Source organism: Amycolatopsis sp. NPDC050768, from assembly GCF_040654155.1.
Taxonomy (GTDB): domain Bacteria; phylum Actinomycetota; class Actinomycetes; order Mycobacteriales; family Pseudonocardiaceae; genus Amycolatopsis.
Genome location: NZ_JBFAHL010000019.1, coordinates 71,245 through 87,233, shown reverse-complemented (window position 1 = coordinate 87,233; position 15,989 = coordinate 71,245). Strand labels below are relative to the sequence as shown.

Below are 15,989 nucleotides of genomic sequence, written 5' to 3'. Positions count from 1 at the left end.
TCGATTAGCACCATACCTCGACGCTCGAGGGGGACGGGTCCCCCGGGTGCGACGCCAGGTTCGTGGTGCCGGATTTCCCGTCCACGATCGGAGCCGCACCTCGGCTCGAAATTTGTAGGCGGCTCCAATATCGAGGACGCGAGGCAGACCACAGAACCGGGCCGCGCAGCCCGCACCTCGACTACAGTCCGCTCCGAACTGAAGCCAGCACTACACCAGACCGCGAGGAGACCGAGCATGCCCCAGCTCCAGGTGATCGCCCGCTACACCGTGTCCGCCGGCAAGGAAGACGAGGTCGCGGCGCTGGTGCCGCAGCTGGCGAAGGCGGCGAGGACCGAGCCGGGCAACCTGGCGTTCGACGTCTACCGCTCGTTCGACGACCCGCGGTCGGTGGTGCTGCTGGAGCGCTACGTCTCGCGGGAGGCGTTCGCCGAGCACCGCGAGACGGAGCACTTCAAGCGGCTCGTCCTCGACGGCATCGTGCCTCTGCTGGACGACCGGGCCGTGGAGCTCTTCGACGTCGCCGAGTAAGTCCACAGTGGACCGCGAAGGTCCACTGTGGACACAGCGTCACTCCTCGGTCGAGGCGTAACGCCCCTGCACCGCTTCGGCCGCCCGGTGCCGGTCGGCGTCGGACCATTCGCCGAGCTCGTAACCGTGCCACGGTTCGGCCAGCGACAGCTCCGGCAGGCCGAGCTCCTGCCACAGGTCCTGCGCCCGGTCCATGAACTCCTTGGCCGGCAACGAGGTCGGCGGGTACGGGCGCTTGCGCGTGGCGTCGATGAGCAGTGCCGAGGACAGGCTGCCGTCCTCGGCGGCCGACGGGTCGAGGCGCGGCAGCTTGCCCGGCAGGATCGTGACGTCGCGCGCGGGCTGCATGCGGAAGCTCATCGCCCACACCACGGCGCTGAGGTCCTCGGGGTCGACGTCGTCGTCCACGGCGACGATCGTCTTGCCCATCGACGCCTCATACCCGGACGCGGCGTACAGCGCTTGGCGCGCCTGGCCGGGCGTCGGGTTCTTCAGCTGGATCACGAAGAACATGTTGCACGTGCCGCTCTCGTGCGTGACGAAGCGCTGCACCGCGTTGATGTTGCACGCCTGCTTGAGGAACCGCAGGTACACGTTCTCGAAGGCGATCTTGCGCATCAACGTCGACTCGCTGGGCGGGAACTCGCTGATGAACGCCTGCACCACCGGCGCCGTGCGGTGGGTGATGCAGCGGACGCGGAACACCGGCGACGTCGTCTGCGGGCCCATGTAGCCGCTCGCCTCACCGAAGGGACCCTCCGGCTCCAGGTGCTCCGGGTCGATCTCGCCTTCGAGCACGATCTCCGCGTGCGCGGGCACCTCGAGGTCCACGGTCTCGCAGCGCACCACCTCGAGCGGGCGGCCCATCAGGCCGCCGGCCACGGCGTACTCGCTGACGCCGAACGGGATCTTCTGCGCCCCGGCGAACCCGACCGCGGGCACCGCGCCGAGCACGATCGCGGCCTCGAGCTTCTTGCCGAGGCGCCGTGCCTTGGCGAGGTGGATCGCGATGTGCTGCGTAGGCGTGTCCATCTGCAGCCCGATGCGGTCCGGGCCCTTCACCATGCCGCGGTAGATGCCGACGTTGTACGTGCCGTCCTCCGGGTCCTTGGTGACCCAGTACGGCGCGGTGAGGAACGGCGCCGGGTCAAAGCCGGGCGTCGAAATCGGGTGCGGGAACCCGTCGACGCCGCCGGCGTCCAGCAGGGACTGTCCCGAGAGGACGTTCTCCTTGCACGGTCCGGTCTCGACTACCACCGGCTCCACGGGGTTCGCGAGCGCCGCGGCCCAGCGCCCGGCCACCTCGTCGGGCTTCGCGGCCAGCGCCGTGGTGTACACCGCGCGCGAGGACGCGAACGCCCCCATCACCACGGTGCCGTCGTAGCGCCGGCCGGACCCGTCGGTCACGTTCTCGAAGAGGAACGCCTTGCGCTCGGCCTCCGGCAGCCCGCGGAACTGCAGGCGCACCAACGGAACCAGCTCGGTGTCCTTGTCGACGGGCCGGCTCACGCGCACCAGCAGTCCGCGGCGGTCCAGCTCGGCCAGGTACTCCCGGAGGTCACCGTAGGGGTAGTCGTTCACGGCTGTCGGTTCCTCTTTCGTCGACGGGAAGAACTCACGGACTCCTTGTTACAGAGGCCGTTAACAAACGCGTGCCGCACCACGAAACCGCACGGGCCCGGACACGGCACGATCACGATTCTCCTTGCCAGCAAGGGTCTCCGGCCCAGTCCGAGTCCACATCATCCTGACCGCCCTCGCGGTCCGGCGTTGACACGGCACCGGGCGCGACCTATCGTCTCCCGCATCATTTATGGCTGTCAAGTCAGGTACTAAAGTTAAATAAATCCCCCCATCAACCCGCGGCACCCGTCCCCCGCCCGCACTCGTCGACGAGTGTCGTGGTGCTGGGTGCCGCCCGGGCCGAGGAGCGCGGATGCGACCCGCTGCCACGTTCGACCACTGCCTCACCGAGACCCCATTGTCCCCCAAGGTCCTCGCGATCGCCGCCATCGGCGGCGCCGCGGTGATCTTCGACGGCTACGACCTGCAGGCCCTGGCCTACGGGCTGCCCAAGATCGTCGCCGAGTGGCACATCTCCCCCGTCCAGGCGGGGTTGCTCGCGTCGATCACGTTCGTCGGCCTGTTCATCGGCGCCGTCGGTCTCGGCGCGCTCGGCGACCGCTTCGGCCGCAAGCGCATGCTCGTGCTGGGCGTGTCCGTATTCGCGGTTTTCATGGGCACGGCCGGGTTCGCCGGCGACTACACGCAGTTCGCGATACTGCGGTTCTGCGCCGCCATCGGCATGGGCGGCGTGCTGCCCGCGACGATCGCGATGCTCGGCGAATACGTGCCCGTGCGCAAGCGCGGCCGGATGATCGCCGCGTCAGCCGGCTGCTTCACGTTCGGCTTCGTGGTCGCGGCCGTGGCCGCGACGCTGCTGGTGCCGAGCTTCGGCTGGCGCCCGCTGTTCCACATCTCCTACGCGGCCCTGGTCGTCGCCGCCCTGATCGCGTGGTTCGTGCCCGAGACGCCGCAGTTCCTCGCCACGCGCAGCCGGTACGAGGAAGCCCTCGCCACCGTCAAGAAGGTCTACCCGGCGATCTGGCCCACCGCGCAGGCCGCCGACCCGGCCACGTTCTTCACGGGCCCGCGCACCGAGAACGGCAAGATCCAGCTGCGCACGCTGTGGACGCCGCGCTACCGCAACTCCACGCTCACGATCTCGCTCCTGTATCTGTTCCTGCAGTTCGTGGTCTACGCGCTCGACTTCTGGATGGTGTCGCTGCTGGTGAAGCACGGCCTGTCGCTGGTCAGCAGCTACTCCTACGCGATCGAGCAGGCCGCCGCGGCCACGATCGGCGGGTTCATCCTCGGCTGGGTGCTCGACCGCATGAACCAGTACGTGGCACTCGCCATCGCGTTCGCGGCCGGCGGGGTGTGCCTGGTGCTGTTCGGCTTCGCGAGCTCCGTGGTCGCGCTCTACCTGCTCAACGCACTGGCCGGCGCGTTCATCATCGGCGGCCAGAACGTGGTGCACACGCTCGTGATGGGCACCTACGGTCCGGAAGCCCGCGCGACGGGTCTGGGCTGGGCGCTGGGCATCGGCCGCCTCGGCGGGCTCCTGGGCCCGCTCATCGGCGGTTACCTGCTCGCCGCTTCGCTGCCCTTCCCGGTGTACTTCCTGGTCTTCGCGGTGCCGGCGGTGCTGTGCTCGATCACCGTGGTGGTACTACGGGCCGTCAAAAAGCCGGAACCGGCGCCCGTGGCGCGCCAGCTTGACCCAAAATACTAAGCTAAGTACATTACTTGAGTACCGTTAATTTCTTGATCAGGAAGGCAACCATGCGCCTTGCCGTGCCCGATCTCGTCTCGAACTCCTACTTCCCCGCCATCGCGGCCGTGGAGCTCGGATACCTTCGCGACGAGGGTCTCGACGTGGAGCTGGAACTCCTGTTCCCCGTCACCGACGCAGCAATCGCCCTTCGCGAGGGGCGGATCGACTACCTCGCCGGGTGCGCCCACGCCCCGCTCTACGCCGACCCCACCTGGGGCGGACAGAAGCTGCTGGCCGCGCTCGCGCAGAACATGTACTGGTTCCTCGTGGTGCGGCCCGATCTCGACATCACCCGCGAGACGCTCGCCAAGCTCCACGACGTCCGCATCGGTGCCGCGCCCGGCCCGGATCTCGGCCTGCACCGCCTGCTCGACGCCGAGGGCGTGGACCTGAAGGGGGCGAACGTGACCATCGCCCCCGTCGCGGGGGTGGCCGGTGACGTCTCGTTCGGCGTCACCGCCGCCAAGGCCCTGTCCGAAGGCAAGATCGACGCCTTCTGGGCCAACGGGATGGGCACCGAGGTCGCCGTGCAGCGCGGTGTCGGCAAGGTCGTGGTGGACGCCCGCCGCGACGGCTCCGCCCACTCGCTGTACACCTTCCCCGCCCTGATGACCACGGACCGCACGGCCGCCGACCGCCCCGAGGAGGCGGCGGCCGTCACCCGCGGCGTGCTGCGGGCCCAGCGCGAGCTGGTCCGGGACCCCTCGCTGGCCACGAAGGTGGGCACCGCGCTGTTCCCGGAGATGGAGGCCGGCCTCATCGCCGGCCTGATCGAGCGGGACGGGCCGTTCTACGACCCGGCGATCTCCGCCGAGGCCGTGGCCGGGCTCGCCGGGTTCGCCCGCGCGACCGGGCTCACCGACCGCGAGCTGTCCTACGACGACATCGTCGCCGCGGGCGCTCGCGACCTGTGGCCGGCCTCGTGAAGATCGCTCTCGTCCAGATCGGCAGCCCTGAGGACGAGCCCGTCGCCGCCCGGTTCGACCGGGTGGCCGGGCTCGTCCGCTCGGCGGCCTCGGCCGATCTGATCGTGCTGCCCGAGCTGTGGGCCACCGGGTACTTCGCCTTCGACGACTATGCCCGCGACGCCGAACCGGCCGACGGACCGTCGTTGGCGCGGCTCGGTGAGCTCGCCCGCGAAACCGGCTCGTACCTGCACGGCGGCAGTTTCGTCGAGCGCCTGCCCGACGGCGCCCTGCGCAACACCGCCGTGCTGTTCGACCCGGCCGGCGAGCTCGTGCACAGCTACAGCAAGGTGCATGTGTTCGGCTACGAGTCGAAGGAAGCACAGCTGCTCAAGCCCGGTGACCACGTGTCCGCGGTGGCCACGCCGTTCGGCGCGGTCGCCGGCACCACGTGTTACGACCTGCGCTTCCCCGAGCTGTGGCGCTGCCTCGTCGACGCCGGTGCGGAGATCGTGATCGTGCCGGCCGCCTGGCCCGCGGCGCGGCTCGCGCACTGGCGCCTGTTCACCACGGCGCGAGCCGTGGAGGACCAGGTGCTCGTGGTGGCGTGCAACGCCACCGGCACCCAGGGCGGGGTCGAGCTCGGCGGGCACAGCCGCGTCGTCGACCCGTGGGGCACCGTGCTCGCCGAAGCCGGCACCGAAGAGGGGATCACCTGGTGCGACGTCGATCCCGGCGTCGTCCCCGCCACGCGCGAGCAGTTCCCCGTGCTCGACGACCGGCTTCCCAGCTATCGCGAACTGACCATCCGAGGAGCGCACGCATGACCGCACTCACCTTCACCGTGGCCGGGACGGGCGAAACCGTCGCGGTCGCCGACTTCGACCTCGTGGTCGCGGGCTACACCGGCCGCGACGAGGCCGCCGTGAAGCACCACATCGACGAGCTCGCCGCCATCGGCGTGCCGCCGCCCGACTCCGTCCCGGCGTTCTACGAGCTCGACGCGGCGCTGGCGACGCAGGCCGCGGCCATCTCCGTCGACGGCACCAACACCTCCGGCGAGGTCGAGCCGGTGCTCGTGCGCGCGGGCGGCAAGCTCTACCTCACGGTGGGCTCCGACCACACCGACCGCGACATCGAGACCTCCAGCGTCAAGGACTCGAAGGCGGCCTGCCCCAAGCCGCTGGGCACCACCGTGATCCCGGTCGACAACCCCGACTGGGACGCGATCGTCGCCGAATCCACTGTGGACGGCGTGCGTTACCAGCTCGGCCCGCTCAGCGCACTGCGCATCCCCACCGACGTGCTGGACCTGCTCGGCGGCTCGGCCGAGCGAGACCTGGTGATGTTCTGCGGCACCCTGACGCTGCTCGACGGCAAGTTCGTGCCCGGGAAGGCCTGGACGCTGTCGCTGGCCCTGCCCGGCGGCCCCGAGCTCACCCACGCCTACTCGGTGTCCTGACCCCTCGTACCTGGAGAGAGAAAACCCCATGGCCAAACCGGAACACGAGTTCTTCCCCGCCAAGACGGTGGAGTTCACGCCCTGCGCGGGCGTCGTGCCGCAGCTGACCGAACGTATCCTCGCCGCCGACGGCGACAGTGGCGTCGCGACGCGCATCCTGCGTTTCGAGCCCGGCACGGACACCACGCCGAACGGCGTGCAGGTGCACGACTTCTGGGAAGAGGTCTACATCCTCGAAGGCTCGTTCCACGACACGCGCCTCGGCAAGACCTTCTCGGCCGGCGACTACGCCTGCCGCCCGCCGGGCATGGAGCACGGCCCGTGGACGAGCGAGGAAGGCTGCCTGACGTTCGAGGTGCGCTACCGCGCGAGCTGAACCGTCCACAGCGGACATGAGAAAGGGCGCCCGGTCCCGGCCGGGCGCCCTTTCTCGTCTTCGCGGTCCACGTCTTCGGCGTCCACGTCTTCGCTGTCCAGCGAGCATCATCGTTGCGCGGGCATGGAAACGGGTCGCCCGGCATCCCGCCGGGCGACCCGCTGTCTGTGTGCTTCGCTCAGGCCTGCACGGTCTCCGTGCGGCCACTGAGGTCGTAGCCGGCCAGCGCGCCGTCCACGAGGGCCTCCGCGCGGGAGAAGTCGTAGATCTGGCTCATGCGCGACTTCACGAGGAAGGGCGCGCCCGCGTAGAACATCTCGTACTGCTGGTGGCGGCTCGCGAACTCCGAGCCGACGAGGTCCCACACGAGCTTGAGCAGCTTCACACGCTCGACGGTCGGGTGCCCCGGCGACTGCACGTACCGCTCGAAGTCGGCGCGCGCCTCGGGGTTCTCGAAGTCGGCGGCCGAGGACGGCAGCTGGATCACGCCACCGCCGACGAGGTCACGCACCAGGTGCAGCAGCTTCGGGTAGAAGTCCGACTGCAGCGTCATGGTCGCGTAGCACTCCTCGCGCCCGGGCCAGGCCACGCCCTTCTCGTCGAGCTCGCAGTTCTGCTCCTGCGCGTAGACGAGGCCGGACACCATGGCCGCGTGGGCGGCCAGTTCGCCGAGCACGCCGCGCACCGGCGGGAACTTGTCCGAGCCGTTCATGCGCGCCACTCGCAACGCCAGGCCCGCCAGCAGGTCCAGCTTCACGGAGAAGCGGATCTGGGCCTGGTTGTTGCCCAGCAGGTGCGCCGGCGTGCGGCTCCACTGGTCGCTCGTGATCTGGCGGTCGCGGAACACGAACACCTTGTCCCACGGCACGAAGACGTCGTCGAAGACGATCAGCGAGTCGGTCTCGTCGAAGCGCGTGGCGAGCGGGTAGTCGTACACGCTCGTGGCGGCTTCGGCGTAGCTGCGCCGCGAGTAGATCTTCAGGCCCTCGGCGCCGATCGGGACGGCGACGGAGATCGCCTGGTCCTCGTCACCCGGCTGCAGCGGCACGATGCAGCTGAGGATGAGGTAGTCGGAGATCGCCGCGCCCGTGCCGAGCATCTGCGCGCCGGCGATGACGATGCCGTCCTCGCGCTCCTCCTTGACGCCCGCGTAGAGGTGCGGGTCGGCCTGCTGGTGCGCCGGCTTGCTGCGGTCGATCTGCGGCGGCACGATCGCGTACGAGCAGTACAAGTCGTTGTCGCGCACGTACTCGTAGAACTTCGTGACGTTGTCGGCGAAGCGCTGCTCGCCCGCCGCGAAGACGTCGGAGCGGCCCGCCCAGCCGGCCAGGAAGCCCGCGACGTGCTCGGGCCCGCGGCCCATGAGGCCGAAGGTCGCCTCGGCCGTCTTGCGCAGCGCGACACGGCGGCGGCGCAGGTCGTCCTCGCCGCGCGGGATGAGGTACGACAGGTTCACCGGGGCGCCGGTGGTCGGGGACGGGAACGTCATCTCCGCGGCGTTGGCCGGGTCGTGCGCGACGTCGTACACGCGCGCGATGGACTCGACGGCCCCCTTGAACGCGGGGTGCGCGGCGACGTCGGAGACGTATTCGCCGTCGACGAACACCCGCCGGTTGTCGCGCAGTCCTTCGACGTAGTCCTTGCCGGAACGCGTCACGCCGTTTCCTCCAGTGCGATCGGTAGCGGCCGGGGCCGCGGGTGGTGGACTCCTGCCTGCAACTGTCGGTAGCGGCCGCGGAAGTGCAGGAGCGGTTCGTGGTGCGGCAGCGCCGAGCTGAGCCCGATGCCGCCGACGGTGGCGATGAGCACGGCGTGCGTGCCCGCGTGCACGTCCTGGTCGATTTCGCAGTCCAGGAACGCGAGAGCGCCGGAGAGGGCAGGGCTGTGCCAGCCCTCGCGGCGGGTGAGCCATTCCTCGGGCAGGGCCTTGTCGGCGCCCGGGCGGGCGCAGTGGTCCGAGATCTCGCGCGCCGGCGAGCCGAGGATGTTCACGCCGAACCGGCGGGTTTCGGCGATGCGCTCGTAGGTGCGGGTGGAACGGTTGACACAGACGAGGATCATGAGCGGATCGACCGACACCGACGAGAACGCGGTGGCGGTCATGCCGAGCGGGCGACCGGTCGCGTCCGAGAGGGTGATGACGTTGACGCTCGCGGCGAACGAGCCGAGAGCTGCCTTGAATCCGCTCGGATCACTGTCCGCGGGATGCAGAGCCATGGGGGGACCTCCTGGGCCAGAAGGCTAACAAGAATACCTTACTTTAGTCAACTAAATCGGTGCGACGTATGATCGCCGGGTTCGCTCGCCGCCGCGCTCGTCCGAGAGGAAACTCCACCCCATGAACGACGCAATGCGCGCCTACACCAAGTGGGCCGACATCGGCGACGCCAAGCGCAGCCGCGAGTTCCAGGCGTACGTGAAGAACATCGCCGACGCCCGCTACGTCACGCGCCGCGTGCTGCGGATCGTCGACGAGCAGGCGAAGACCCACGGCCTGGAACCCCTGTTGCACCAGGCACTCCTGCAGGTGTACGGGTCCAACGAGGCCCTCGGCATCACCGTGAGCACACTGGCGGCCAGGCTCGACGTGGCCGCCGCATTCGCCTCCCGCATGGTGCGCCGGCTCGAAGAGCTGGGCCTGGTCACGCGCGAGGCGTCGGAGAGCGACCGCCGCGCGACCAACGTCGTGGCGACCACCGCGGGCGCGGAGAAGCTCGCGGAGATCGACAACGAGGTGCACCACAGCGTCGCGTTCCTGCAGCACCAGTTGAACGAGGACGAACGCCTGTCGGCGCTGTCGATCTTCGCGTTCTACGTGGGCCTCGACCCGCAGTCGGCGATCGCCGAAGCCATCCGCGCGGCCGTCGATTCCTGACCTCTTCCTGATATAGTGTCCTCAGGTCATTGACTTGATGATGTCTTTGAGGGGGGCGAACACGGTGGAGGACGGGACCGCGGAGCTACTCGCCCTGTGGGGCAAGGGCGCGGTCGCGTCGAGCGACCTCGACTTCGCCAACCACGTCAAGGCGATCGCCCACGCGCGGTTCGTGCTGCGGAAGATCCTGCGGCTGCTCGACGAGCAGGCCATCGCGGGTGGGCTGCAGCCGCTTCAGCACCAGGCGCTGCTGCAGATCTTCGGCGCCGAGGACCCGCTGCCGGTGAACAAGGTCGCCGACCGCCTCGACATCGCGCCCGCGCTCGCGTCGCGCCTGATCCGCCAGCTCGAGGAGAAGGGGCTCGTGCACCGCGCCCGCATCCCCGACGACCGCCGGGTCATCGCCGTGCACGCGTCGGAGGCCGGCATCGAGGTGCTGCGCACCATCGACAACGCCGTGCACCACCACGTGAACCACTTCCAGCGCCAGCTCACCGACGAGGGCAAGTTCGGCGCGCTGGCCACGTTCTCGTTCTACCTGGGACTGGACTCCGACCCCCGGCTGGCGCTGCTGCTCACCGCCGCCGGGCACCACGCGCACGCGCACCACCACTGAGATCGCCGAAGGCCCGAACGTGGAAAGGGGCCCCGGCCCGGGTGCGTCCACACCGGACCGGAGCCCCTTGGTCTTGTTCAGTTCTGCGGGCGGTACCGCAGCAGGAACCCCTCGATCCCCGACACGAGCATGTTGATCACGAGCGCCACCAGCCCGACCACGACCACGAGCCCGTAGACCTGGGCCGACTGGAAGTTCTGCTGCGCGGTCTCCATGAGCTTGCCCAGCCCGGACACCTGTGTGCTGATCTCGACCACGAGCACCAGCACCAACGTGAGCGGCGCCGCGATCTTCACGCCCAGCAGCAGTCCCGGCACGATCGCGGGCAGGTGGATCTTGCGGAACGCCGCGAACGTCCCGAGCCGCAGCGTCGAGGCCACGTCGGAGAGGATCACGTCGGCCGCCTTCGCCGACTGGCGCACCTGCAGCAGCACGGGCCACAGGGCACCGAAGACCACCACGTAGAGCTTCATCGACTCGGTGTAGCCCACGAGCAGCACGGCGAGCGGCACGAGCGCGACCCCCGGCAGGAACCGGAAGTACTCGAGAATCGGGCCGAGCAGCCGTTCCGCCAGCGGGACATGGCCGATCAGCAGGCCCAGCACCGCGCCGAGCACGGTCGCGGCCAGCAACGAGATCACGAACGTCTCGAGCGTGGCGAGCAGTCCGTCGACCAGCGCGCCGCCGGACGTGAGCTCCCACGTCTGGCTGAACCACTTCGCCGGAGGCGGGAAGAACGTGCTCGCGCTGTCGCCGATCACCTGCCACAGCACGAGCAGCAGCGCCAGCGGCAACAGGCCCCGCAGGGGCGCGACCCCGGACTTGCGGGTTTTACGCGGCATCGTCGGCTCCCCCGGCGGCTTGAGGGGCACCCGGCACGAACCGGAGTGTCCACACGAGAATGAAGTTGAGCACGATGCCGAGCACGCCGGTGAGCAGGATGTAGGAGAACATCGCCGCCGGGCGCAGCGACTGCTGCGATTGCACCAGCGCGTAGCCGATGCCCTCGGGGTCGCCGACGATCTCGGCGACGATGGCCAGCACCAGCGCGGCCGAAAGGCTCAGCCGCAGAGCCACGATGATCTTCGGCAACGCCGTGGGCAGCGCGAACTTCACGACCTTCGCCACCGGCGAGAGACCGAGGGTGCGCGCGAGGTCCTGGTGCACCGGGTTCACGCCGCGCACGCCGTCGATCGTGCTGATCGCCACGGGCCAGATCGCGACCCACGCGGCGATCACGATCTCCATCTCCACGGTCTGCGCCAGCAGGATCACCACGATCGGCACGAACGAGATCGCGGGCAGCGCGCGCAGCACCTCCACCGAGGCCATGCCGTAGGTCCACGCGGGACGGACGAGCCCGAGCAGCAACCCCAGCAACAGACCCAGCGCGGAGCCCAGCGCCCAGCCGCCGAGGCACGCGGCGAGCGTGTGCCCGGTGTTCGTCATCAGCTCACCGGACGACGCGAGATCCACTGTGGACGACCAGATGTCCGACGGTGCCGGGACGTTGTCGTACGGCAGCAGCCCGGCCGACTTCACCAGCTGCCACAGCAGGATCACGGCCACCGGCACCGCGAACCCGATCAGGCGCCTCATTCGGCCCCCGCATCGTGCGCCTCGGACTCGGCTTTGAGCGCCTCGTACACGCGGTGCCGAGCGGCGAGGTAGGCCGGGAGCTCCTTCGTGGCCACCTGGTCGCGCGGGCGCGGCAGGTCGATGCGCAGCTCGCGCCCGACCGTGGCCGGACGGCCCGCGAGCACGAGCACGCGGTCGGACAGATACACGGCCTCGTCGATGTCGTGGGTCACGAACACGACCGTCGCGCCGGTGACCTCGGCGACCTTGAGCAGCTCGTCTTGCAGCTGCGCCTTGGTCATCGCGTCGAGCGCGCCGAAGGGCTCGTCCATCAGCAGCACCTCGGGGCGCATCACGAGCGAGCGCGCGATCTGCACGCGCTGCTGCATGCCGCCCGAGAGCTGCCACGGGTAGTCCTTGCCGCGGTCGGCGAGGCCGACCAGCTCGAGCGCCTCGCGGACGCGTTCGTCGCGTTCGGCCTTGCTCGTGCGGCCTTCCAGGCCCAGCGCGACGTTGCGCTCCACCGTGCGCCATTGCAGCAGCGACGCGGCGTAGTTCTGGAACACGATGCCGACGCCGGCGGGCGGACCGGTGATCTCCTTCCCGCGGAACCGCACGGACGAGCCCTCGCCCGGGACGAGGAGCCCGGCGAGGATCCGCAGCAGGGTCGTCTTCCCGGTGCCGGACGGCCCGAGAATGCTGAGGAACTCCCCTTGGGCACAGGAAAAACCGACATCCTCGAGCACCCGCAGCACCTTGTTGCGCGTGCGGTACTCGACGAAGAGCTTCGAACAGGAAAACGCATCCGCCGTCTCGGTGGCCGGCGCGGTGGCTTCTACGGTCACGGGATCGGGACCTCCTTCAGGGCTGGCGTTGGCCATGATGGGCGCCTAACCTTCCACACGTCAATGACTTGAGTAGTGCTTTTTGGTCTGCGATCCAGGCTTAACAAGGCCGTTACCAACGTCCTGAGCTGGACCGTTGAGAGATTAGCTAACTTGAGTTACTGTCTCTGCTCAACTACTTCGGATAGTGAACATCTCCCCGATCCCCATCCCCCCACTCCCACGGAGGCGTCATGAGGGGCACCCGCATCACCACGCTGGTCACCGCACTGCTCGCAGGCGCGCTGGCCGTGTCCGGCTGCAGCAGCTCCGGTGACTCCGCGTCGAGCGACGGCACGATCCGCGTGGCACTGAACAACACCAACGACTCGCTCGCGGTTGTCGTCGCCCAGCAACAGGGTTTCTTCACCAAGCACGGCATCAAGGACGTCAAGACGACGACCCTCAACGACATCACCCTGGTGCCGTCGCTGTTGGGCAAGCAGTACGACCTCGGGTTCAGCGTCGCGCCGATCATGCTGCGCGCGTCCTCCTCGGGGGTGCCGCTCGTGGCCGTGTCGGGCAACAACGGCGACTCGCCGCAGGACCAGAGCGTGCAGATCTTCGTGCGCCCGGACATCACCGACGTGAAACAGCTGAAGGGCAAGCGCATCGGCTCGCCGACGCTCACCGGCAACATCAACATCTCCACGAAGGCGTGGCTGTCGAAGAACGGCGTGGACCCCGCGGCCGAGCAGTTCGTGCAGGTGCCGACGCCGAACATGATCGACGAGCTGAAGGCCGGCCAGGTCGACGCCGTCGAGGTGATCAACCCCTTCATCACCGTCGGCAAGCAGGCCGGGATGCGCAGTCTCGGCGACCCGGAACGGGCGCTGAGCGCGAACTACCTCGGCGGCACGTACTGGATCGCGTCGAAGGACTGGACCGCGGCGAACCCCCAGCTCGCCGACGGGTTCAAGGCGGCGCTGCAGGACGCGGCGCAGTGGATCAAGGCCAACAACGACAAGGCGTACACCGCCCTGGCCGCGTACACCAAGGTCACGCCCGAGCAGGCCAAGAAGTCGCCGCTGGGCGAGTTCACCACCGAGGTCTCGCAGGACGACCTGAAGATCTGGGGTGACGCGATGAAGCAGTTCGGCGGCTTCGGCGGCACGGTCGACTACAGCAAGCTCGTCTACACCGGTTCGAAGTGACGGGAGCACGACAAGTGTCCACTGAGGACAGAACGGCCGCGGCGGTCACCTACCGGCCCGCGGAGACACCGGAATCCCTGCTCGACTTCCACGCGCCCGACGGCGTGTCGTTGCAGTACTACGAGATCACCTCGCTCGACGGACGTTCCGGCCCGGCCGCGCACCTGGTGCCGGCCGAGCCGCTGCCCGACGCACCGCTCGTGCTGAGCGTGCACGGCAGCGGCGGCAGCATCGGCAGCTTGCCGGTGCGCACGCTGGCGCTGGGCCTCAGCGGCCGCGGCGTGCCGGTGCTCGCGATCAACACCCGCCAGTCGGGCGACGCCGTGAACACCGACAACTTCTACGCGACCGTGCGCGACATCGAGGCCGCGTACTGGACCGCGCGTTCGCTGGGCTACTCGAAGATCGTGCTGCACGGGCACAGCCTGGGCACGTCGCAGGTTTCGTACTTCGCGGCCACGCACTGGCACCCGGAGACCGCGGGCATCGCGCTGACCGGGATGTTCGCGGACCTGCCGTGGAAGTCGCGCCACCTGCTCATCAACGACGAGGCCACCTACCGCGCGTTGACCGAGGAGGCCGTGGCGGCCGCGCAGGCCGGCGACTTCGGCCGCACGCTGTCCACGCAGATGTCGTGGCTCGGCGGGCGCTCGGTTGCGGTGACGGCGCAGCACTTCCTCACCTACCGGCGCACGGGCACCGCGGGCGCGCGCAGCGTCGAGTGGATCACCCGCGTGCCGAACCCGATCCTCATGGTGCGCGACCAGCACGACACCGTGATCCACGACTTCGAGCCCGGCTGGCTGGAGGCGGCGCTGGAGCAGGGCATCTCGCCGTCGGTCACGTCGGTGTCGCTGCCCTCGCCGGAAGGCACGGAGGGGCACCGCTTCGACGGCTCGGGCGAGTCGCTGGTGGACACCGTGGCCGGCTGGCTCGCGAAACTCGACTGAAAGGGGATTGGAACACCATGGGACAGCGTGTTGTGGTCGTGGGCGCGGGTCCGGTCGGCGCGGTGTTCGCGCTGGCCGCCGCCCGGCGGGGGTTCGACGTGACGCTGCTGGAAGCCGAGCAGGGAGTGGAGGACGCACCGCGCGCGGCGACGGTGCACCCGTCCACCCTCGCGATGCTCGGTGAGCTGGGCCTGATGGACGACGTGGTGGAGCGCGGGCTCGTCGCGCGGTACTTCGACTTCTGGGACCGGCCGGAGCGGTCGATGATCACCCGGCTGGACCACGACGTGCTGCGCGACGCGACGCCTTACCCGTTCGTGGTCCAGATCGAGCAGCACAAGATCGTGAACATGGTGCTGGAACGGCTGTCCGGAGTGGACGTCCGGTTCGGACAGCCGGTGACCGGCGTGACGCAGACGGCGGACTCGGCCACCGTGCACACCGCGGACGGCCCGATCGAAGCCGACTTCGTGCTCGGGTCCGACGGTGGGCGCAGTACCGTACGCAAGGCGCTCGGGATCGAGTTCGAGGGCTACACCTGGCCCGAGCGGTTCCTGGTGCTCACCACGCTGTTCGACTTCCAGTCCGAACTGGACTGCAGCTACCGCAACTACTGGGCCGACCCGCGGGAGTGGGTCAACTTGTTCAAGGTCGCGGGTGACGACGGCAAGGGCCGCTGGCGCGCCGTTTTCCCCACCACGGTGGGCGAATCCGACGAGGAAGCCGTCGGTGACGAGGGTGCGCGGGCCCGGCTGGCGGGACTCGCGCTGTCGGGCAACCCGGCCGATGAGCTGGTGCACCGCAAGCTGTACAACGTGCACCAGCGCGTGGCGAAGGACTTCCGCGCCGGGCGCGTGTTCCTCGCGGGCGACGCCGCCCACGTGAACAACCCCATCGGCGGGCTGGGCCTCAACTGCGGCATCCACGACGCCGTGGAGCTGGCCTCTTCGCTGCACGAGTTCGCCGACAGCCGCGACGAATCCGTGCTCGACCGCTACACCGTGCGGCGGCGCACCGTGAACATCGAGTTCGTGCAGCAGCAGACCGTGACCAACAAGCGCCGGCTCGAAGAGAAGGATCCCGTGCGGCGCAAGGAGCGGCTCTCCGAACTCGCCGCACTGGGCGACGATCCGGAGCTGGAGCTGAAGTTCCTGATGAACTCGTCGCTGCTCAACAGCGTGGCCAGGGCTGCTTCCCTCGGCTGACGCCCTGCTCTCTCCCCCCTCCCCAAACGCCCCGATGTGGCGTTCGGTGCGTTCAACGCACCGCCCCCCAATATGGCGTTGGTACTCAACGCACCCGATGTGGCGTTCGGTGCGTT

At 69.2% G+C, this 15,989-nt stretch carries 17 protein-coding genes; 11 read left to right on the top strand and 6 right to left on the bottom strand.

Annotated features, from left to right (window positions below; translation table 11 throughout):
* Positions 1 to 237 precede the first annotated feature (237 nt).
* Positions 238 to 531, top strand: coding sequence for a putative quinol monooxygenase (locus AB0H62_RS40080; protein WP_220239112.1), 294 nt, complete (start codon positions 238 to 240; stop codon positions 529 to 531).
* A 39-nt stretch (positions 532 to 570) separates the two neighbouring features.
* Here the strand turns inward: AB0H62_RS40080 and AB0H62_RS40075 are convergent, their stop codons facing one another.
* Positions 571 to 2,112 (bottom strand): UbiD family decarboxylase, encoded by a 1,542-nt coding sequence (locus AB0H62_RS40075; protein ID WP_360591842.1) that lies wholly within the window; start codon positions 2,110 to 2,112, stop codon positions 571 to 573.
* A 355-nt stretch (positions 2,113 to 2,467) separates the two neighbouring features.
* On the opposite strand from AB0H62_RS40075, the gene AB0H62_RS40070 reads away from it, so the two are divergent.
* The 5 genes from AB0H62_RS40070 to AB0H62_RS40050 are packed head-to-tail and all read left to right on the top strand — an operon-like array spanning position 2,468 to position 6,611.
* Positions 2,468 to 3,826, top strand: a complete 1,359-nt coding sequence (locus AB0H62_RS40070; protein ID WP_360591841.1) for an MFS transporter — start codon at positions 2,468 to 2,470, stop codon at positions 3,824 to 3,826.
* 32 nt (positions 3,827 to 3,858) lie between these two features.
* Positions 3,859 to 4,794, top strand: a complete 936-nt coding sequence (locus tag AB0H62_RS40065; protein WP_220239109.1) for an ABC transporter substrate-binding protein — start codon at positions 3,859 to 3,861, stop codon at positions 4,792 to 4,794.
* Positions 4,791 to 5,600: a carbon-nitrogen family hydrolase gene (locus tag AB0H62_RS40060; RefSeq protein ID WP_220239108.1), complete on the top strand. Its 810-nt coding sequence runs from the start codon at positions 4,791 to 4,793 to the stop codon at positions 5,598 to 5,600. Before AB0H62_RS40065 ends, AB0H62_RS40060 begins: the two co-directional genes overlap by 4 nt.
* Entirely contained in the window at positions 5,597 to 6,235 is a 639-nt protein-coding gene (locus AB0H62_RS40055) for a DUF2848 family protein (RefSeq protein WP_360591840.1), read from the top strand. The genes AB0H62_RS40060 and AB0H62_RS40055 overlap by 4 nt, the downstream gene beginning before the upstream one ends.
* 28 nt (positions 6,236 to 6,263) lie before the next feature.
* The gene (locus tag AB0H62_RS40050) at positions 6,264 to 6,611 is read left to right on the top strand and encodes a cupin domain-containing protein (protein WP_220239106.1); all 348 of its coding nucleotides are present in this window, start codon (positions 6,264 to 6,266) and stop codon (positions 6,609 to 6,611) included.
* A 178-nt stretch (positions 6,612 to 6,789) separates the two neighbouring features.
* Here AB0H62_RS40050 and AB0H62_RS40045 read toward each other — a convergent pair whose 3' ends face one another.
* Positions 6,790 to 8,268 carry a 4-hydroxyphenylacetate 3-hydroxylase N-terminal domain-containing protein gene (locus AB0H62_RS40045; RefSeq protein ID WP_220239105.1) on the bottom strand — a complete coding sequence of 493 codons (1,479 nt, stop codon included), beginning with the start codon at positions 8,266 to 8,268 and terminating at the stop codon, positions 6,790 to 6,792.
* A complete protein-coding gene (locus AB0H62_RS40040; protein ID WP_220239104.1) occupies positions 8,265 to 8,828 on the bottom strand; it encodes a flavin reductase family protein in 564 nt (187 codons plus the stop codon). Before AB0H62_RS40040 ends, AB0H62_RS40045 begins: the two co-directional genes overlap by 4 nt.
* A gap of 121 nt (positions 8,829 to 8,949) precedes the next feature.
* Between AB0H62_RS40040 and AB0H62_RS40035 the strand changes: the two genes are divergently transcribed.
* Both AB0H62_RS40035 and AB0H62_RS40030 read left to right on the top strand, forming a co-directional pair.
* Complete coding sequence (locus tag AB0H62_RS40035; protein WP_220239103.1) at positions 8,950 to 9,486, top strand: MarR family transcriptional regulator; 537 nt, start codon at positions 8,950 to 8,952, stop codon at positions 9,484 to 9,486.
* Between the two features lie 64 nt (positions 9,487 to 9,550).
* Positions 9,551 to 10,102 carry a MarR family transcriptional regulator gene (locus AB0H62_RS40030; protein ID WP_220239102.1) on the top strand — a complete coding sequence of 184 codons (552 nt, stop codon included), beginning with the start codon at positions 9,551 to 9,553 and terminating at the stop codon, positions 10,100 to 10,102.
* 77 nt (positions 10,103 to 10,179) lie between these two features.
* On the opposite strand, the gene AB0H62_RS40025 is transcribed toward AB0H62_RS40030, so the two are convergent.
* The 3 genes from AB0H62_RS40025 to AB0H62_RS40015 are packed head-to-tail and all read right to left on the bottom strand — an operon-like array spanning position 10,180 to position 12,525.
* The gene (locus tag AB0H62_RS40025; protein WP_360591839.1) at positions 10,180 to 10,944 is read right to left on the bottom strand and encodes an ABC transporter permease subunit; all 765 of its coding nucleotides are present in this window, start codon (positions 10,942 to 10,944) and stop codon (positions 10,180 to 10,182) included.
* A complete protein-coding gene (locus tag AB0H62_RS40020; protein WP_360591838.1) occupies positions 10,934 to 11,701 on the bottom strand; it encodes an ABC transporter permease subunit in 768 nt (255 codons plus the stop codon). The genes AB0H62_RS40025 and AB0H62_RS40020 overlap by 11 nt, the downstream gene beginning before the upstream one ends.
* A complete protein-coding gene (locus AB0H62_RS40015) occupies positions 11,698 to 12,525 on the bottom strand; it encodes an ABC transporter ATP-binding protein (protein WP_255637787.1) in 828 nt (275 codons plus the stop codon). The genes AB0H62_RS40020 and AB0H62_RS40015 overlap by 4 nt, the downstream gene beginning before the upstream one ends.
* Before the next feature lie 233 nt (positions 12,526 to 12,758).
* Between AB0H62_RS40015 and AB0H62_RS40010 the strand changes: the two genes are divergently transcribed.
* Genes AB0H62_RS40010 through AB0H62_RS40000 form a run of 3 tightly spaced genes read left to right on the top strand, consistent with a single transcriptional unit; the run spans position 12,759 to position 15,873 of the window.
* Complete coding sequence (locus AB0H62_RS40010) at positions 12,759 to 13,718, top strand: ABC transporter substrate-binding protein (RefSeq protein ID WP_220239098.1); 960 nt, start codon at positions 12,759 to 12,761, stop codon at positions 13,716 to 13,718.
* Between the two features lie 14 nt (positions 13,719 to 13,732).
* Positions 13,733 to 14,668 (top strand): alpha/beta fold hydrolase, encoded by a 936-nt coding sequence (locus AB0H62_RS40005; protein ID WP_360591837.1) that lies wholly within the window; start codon positions 13,733 to 13,735, stop codon positions 14,666 to 14,668.
* Positions 14,669 to 14,685: 17 nt separating this feature from the next.
* A complete protein-coding gene (locus AB0H62_RS40000; RefSeq protein ID WP_360591836.1) occupies positions 14,686 to 15,873 on the top strand; it encodes an FAD-dependent oxidoreductase in 1,188 nt (395 codons plus the stop codon).
* Positions 15,874 to 15,989 lie beyond the last annotated feature (116 nt).

Excerpts from the sequence above, each read along its gene's own strand:
- AB0H62_RS40080 (WP_220239112.1), top strand. The coding sequence starts at position 238 with ATGCCCCAGCTCCAGGTGATCGCCCGCTACACCGTGTCCGCCGGCAAG.
- AB0H62_RS40070 (WP_360591841.1), top strand. The coding sequence starts at position 2,468 with ATGCGACCCGCTGCCACGTTCGACCACTGCCTCACCGAGACCCCATTG.
- AB0H62_RS40055 (WP_360591840.1), top strand. The coding sequence starts at position 5,597 with ATGACCGCACTCACCTTCACCGTGGCCGGGACGGGCGAAACCGTCGCG.
- AB0H62_RS40050 (WP_220239106.1), top strand. The coding sequence starts at position 6,264 with ATGGCCAAACCGGAACACGAGTTCTTCCCCGCCAAGACGGTGGAGTTC.
- AB0H62_RS40040 (WP_220239104.1), bottom strand. The coding sequence starts at position 8,828 with ATGGCTCTGCATCCCGCGGACAGTGATCCGAGCGGATTCAAGGCAGCT.
- AB0H62_RS40035 (WP_220239103.1), top strand. The coding sequence starts at position 8,950 with ATGAACGACGCAATGCGCGCCTACACCAAGTGGGCCGACATCGGCGAC.
- AB0H62_RS40025 (WP_360591839.1), bottom strand. The coding sequence starts at position 10,944 with ATGCCGCGTAAAACCCGCAAGTCCGGGGTCGCGCCCCTGCGGGGCCTG.
- AB0H62_RS40020 (WP_360591838.1), bottom strand. The coding sequence starts at position 11,701 with ATGAGGCGCCTGATCGGGTTCGCGGTGCCGGTGGCCGTGATCCTGCTG.
- AB0H62_RS40010 (WP_220239098.1), top strand. The coding sequence starts at position 12,759 with ATGAGGGGCACCCGCATCACCACGCTGGTCACCGCACTGCTCGCAGGC.
- AB0H62_RS40000 (WP_360591836.1), top strand. The coding sequence starts at position 14,686 with ATGGGACAGCGTGTTGTGGTCGTGGGCGCGGGTCCGGTCGGCGCGGTG.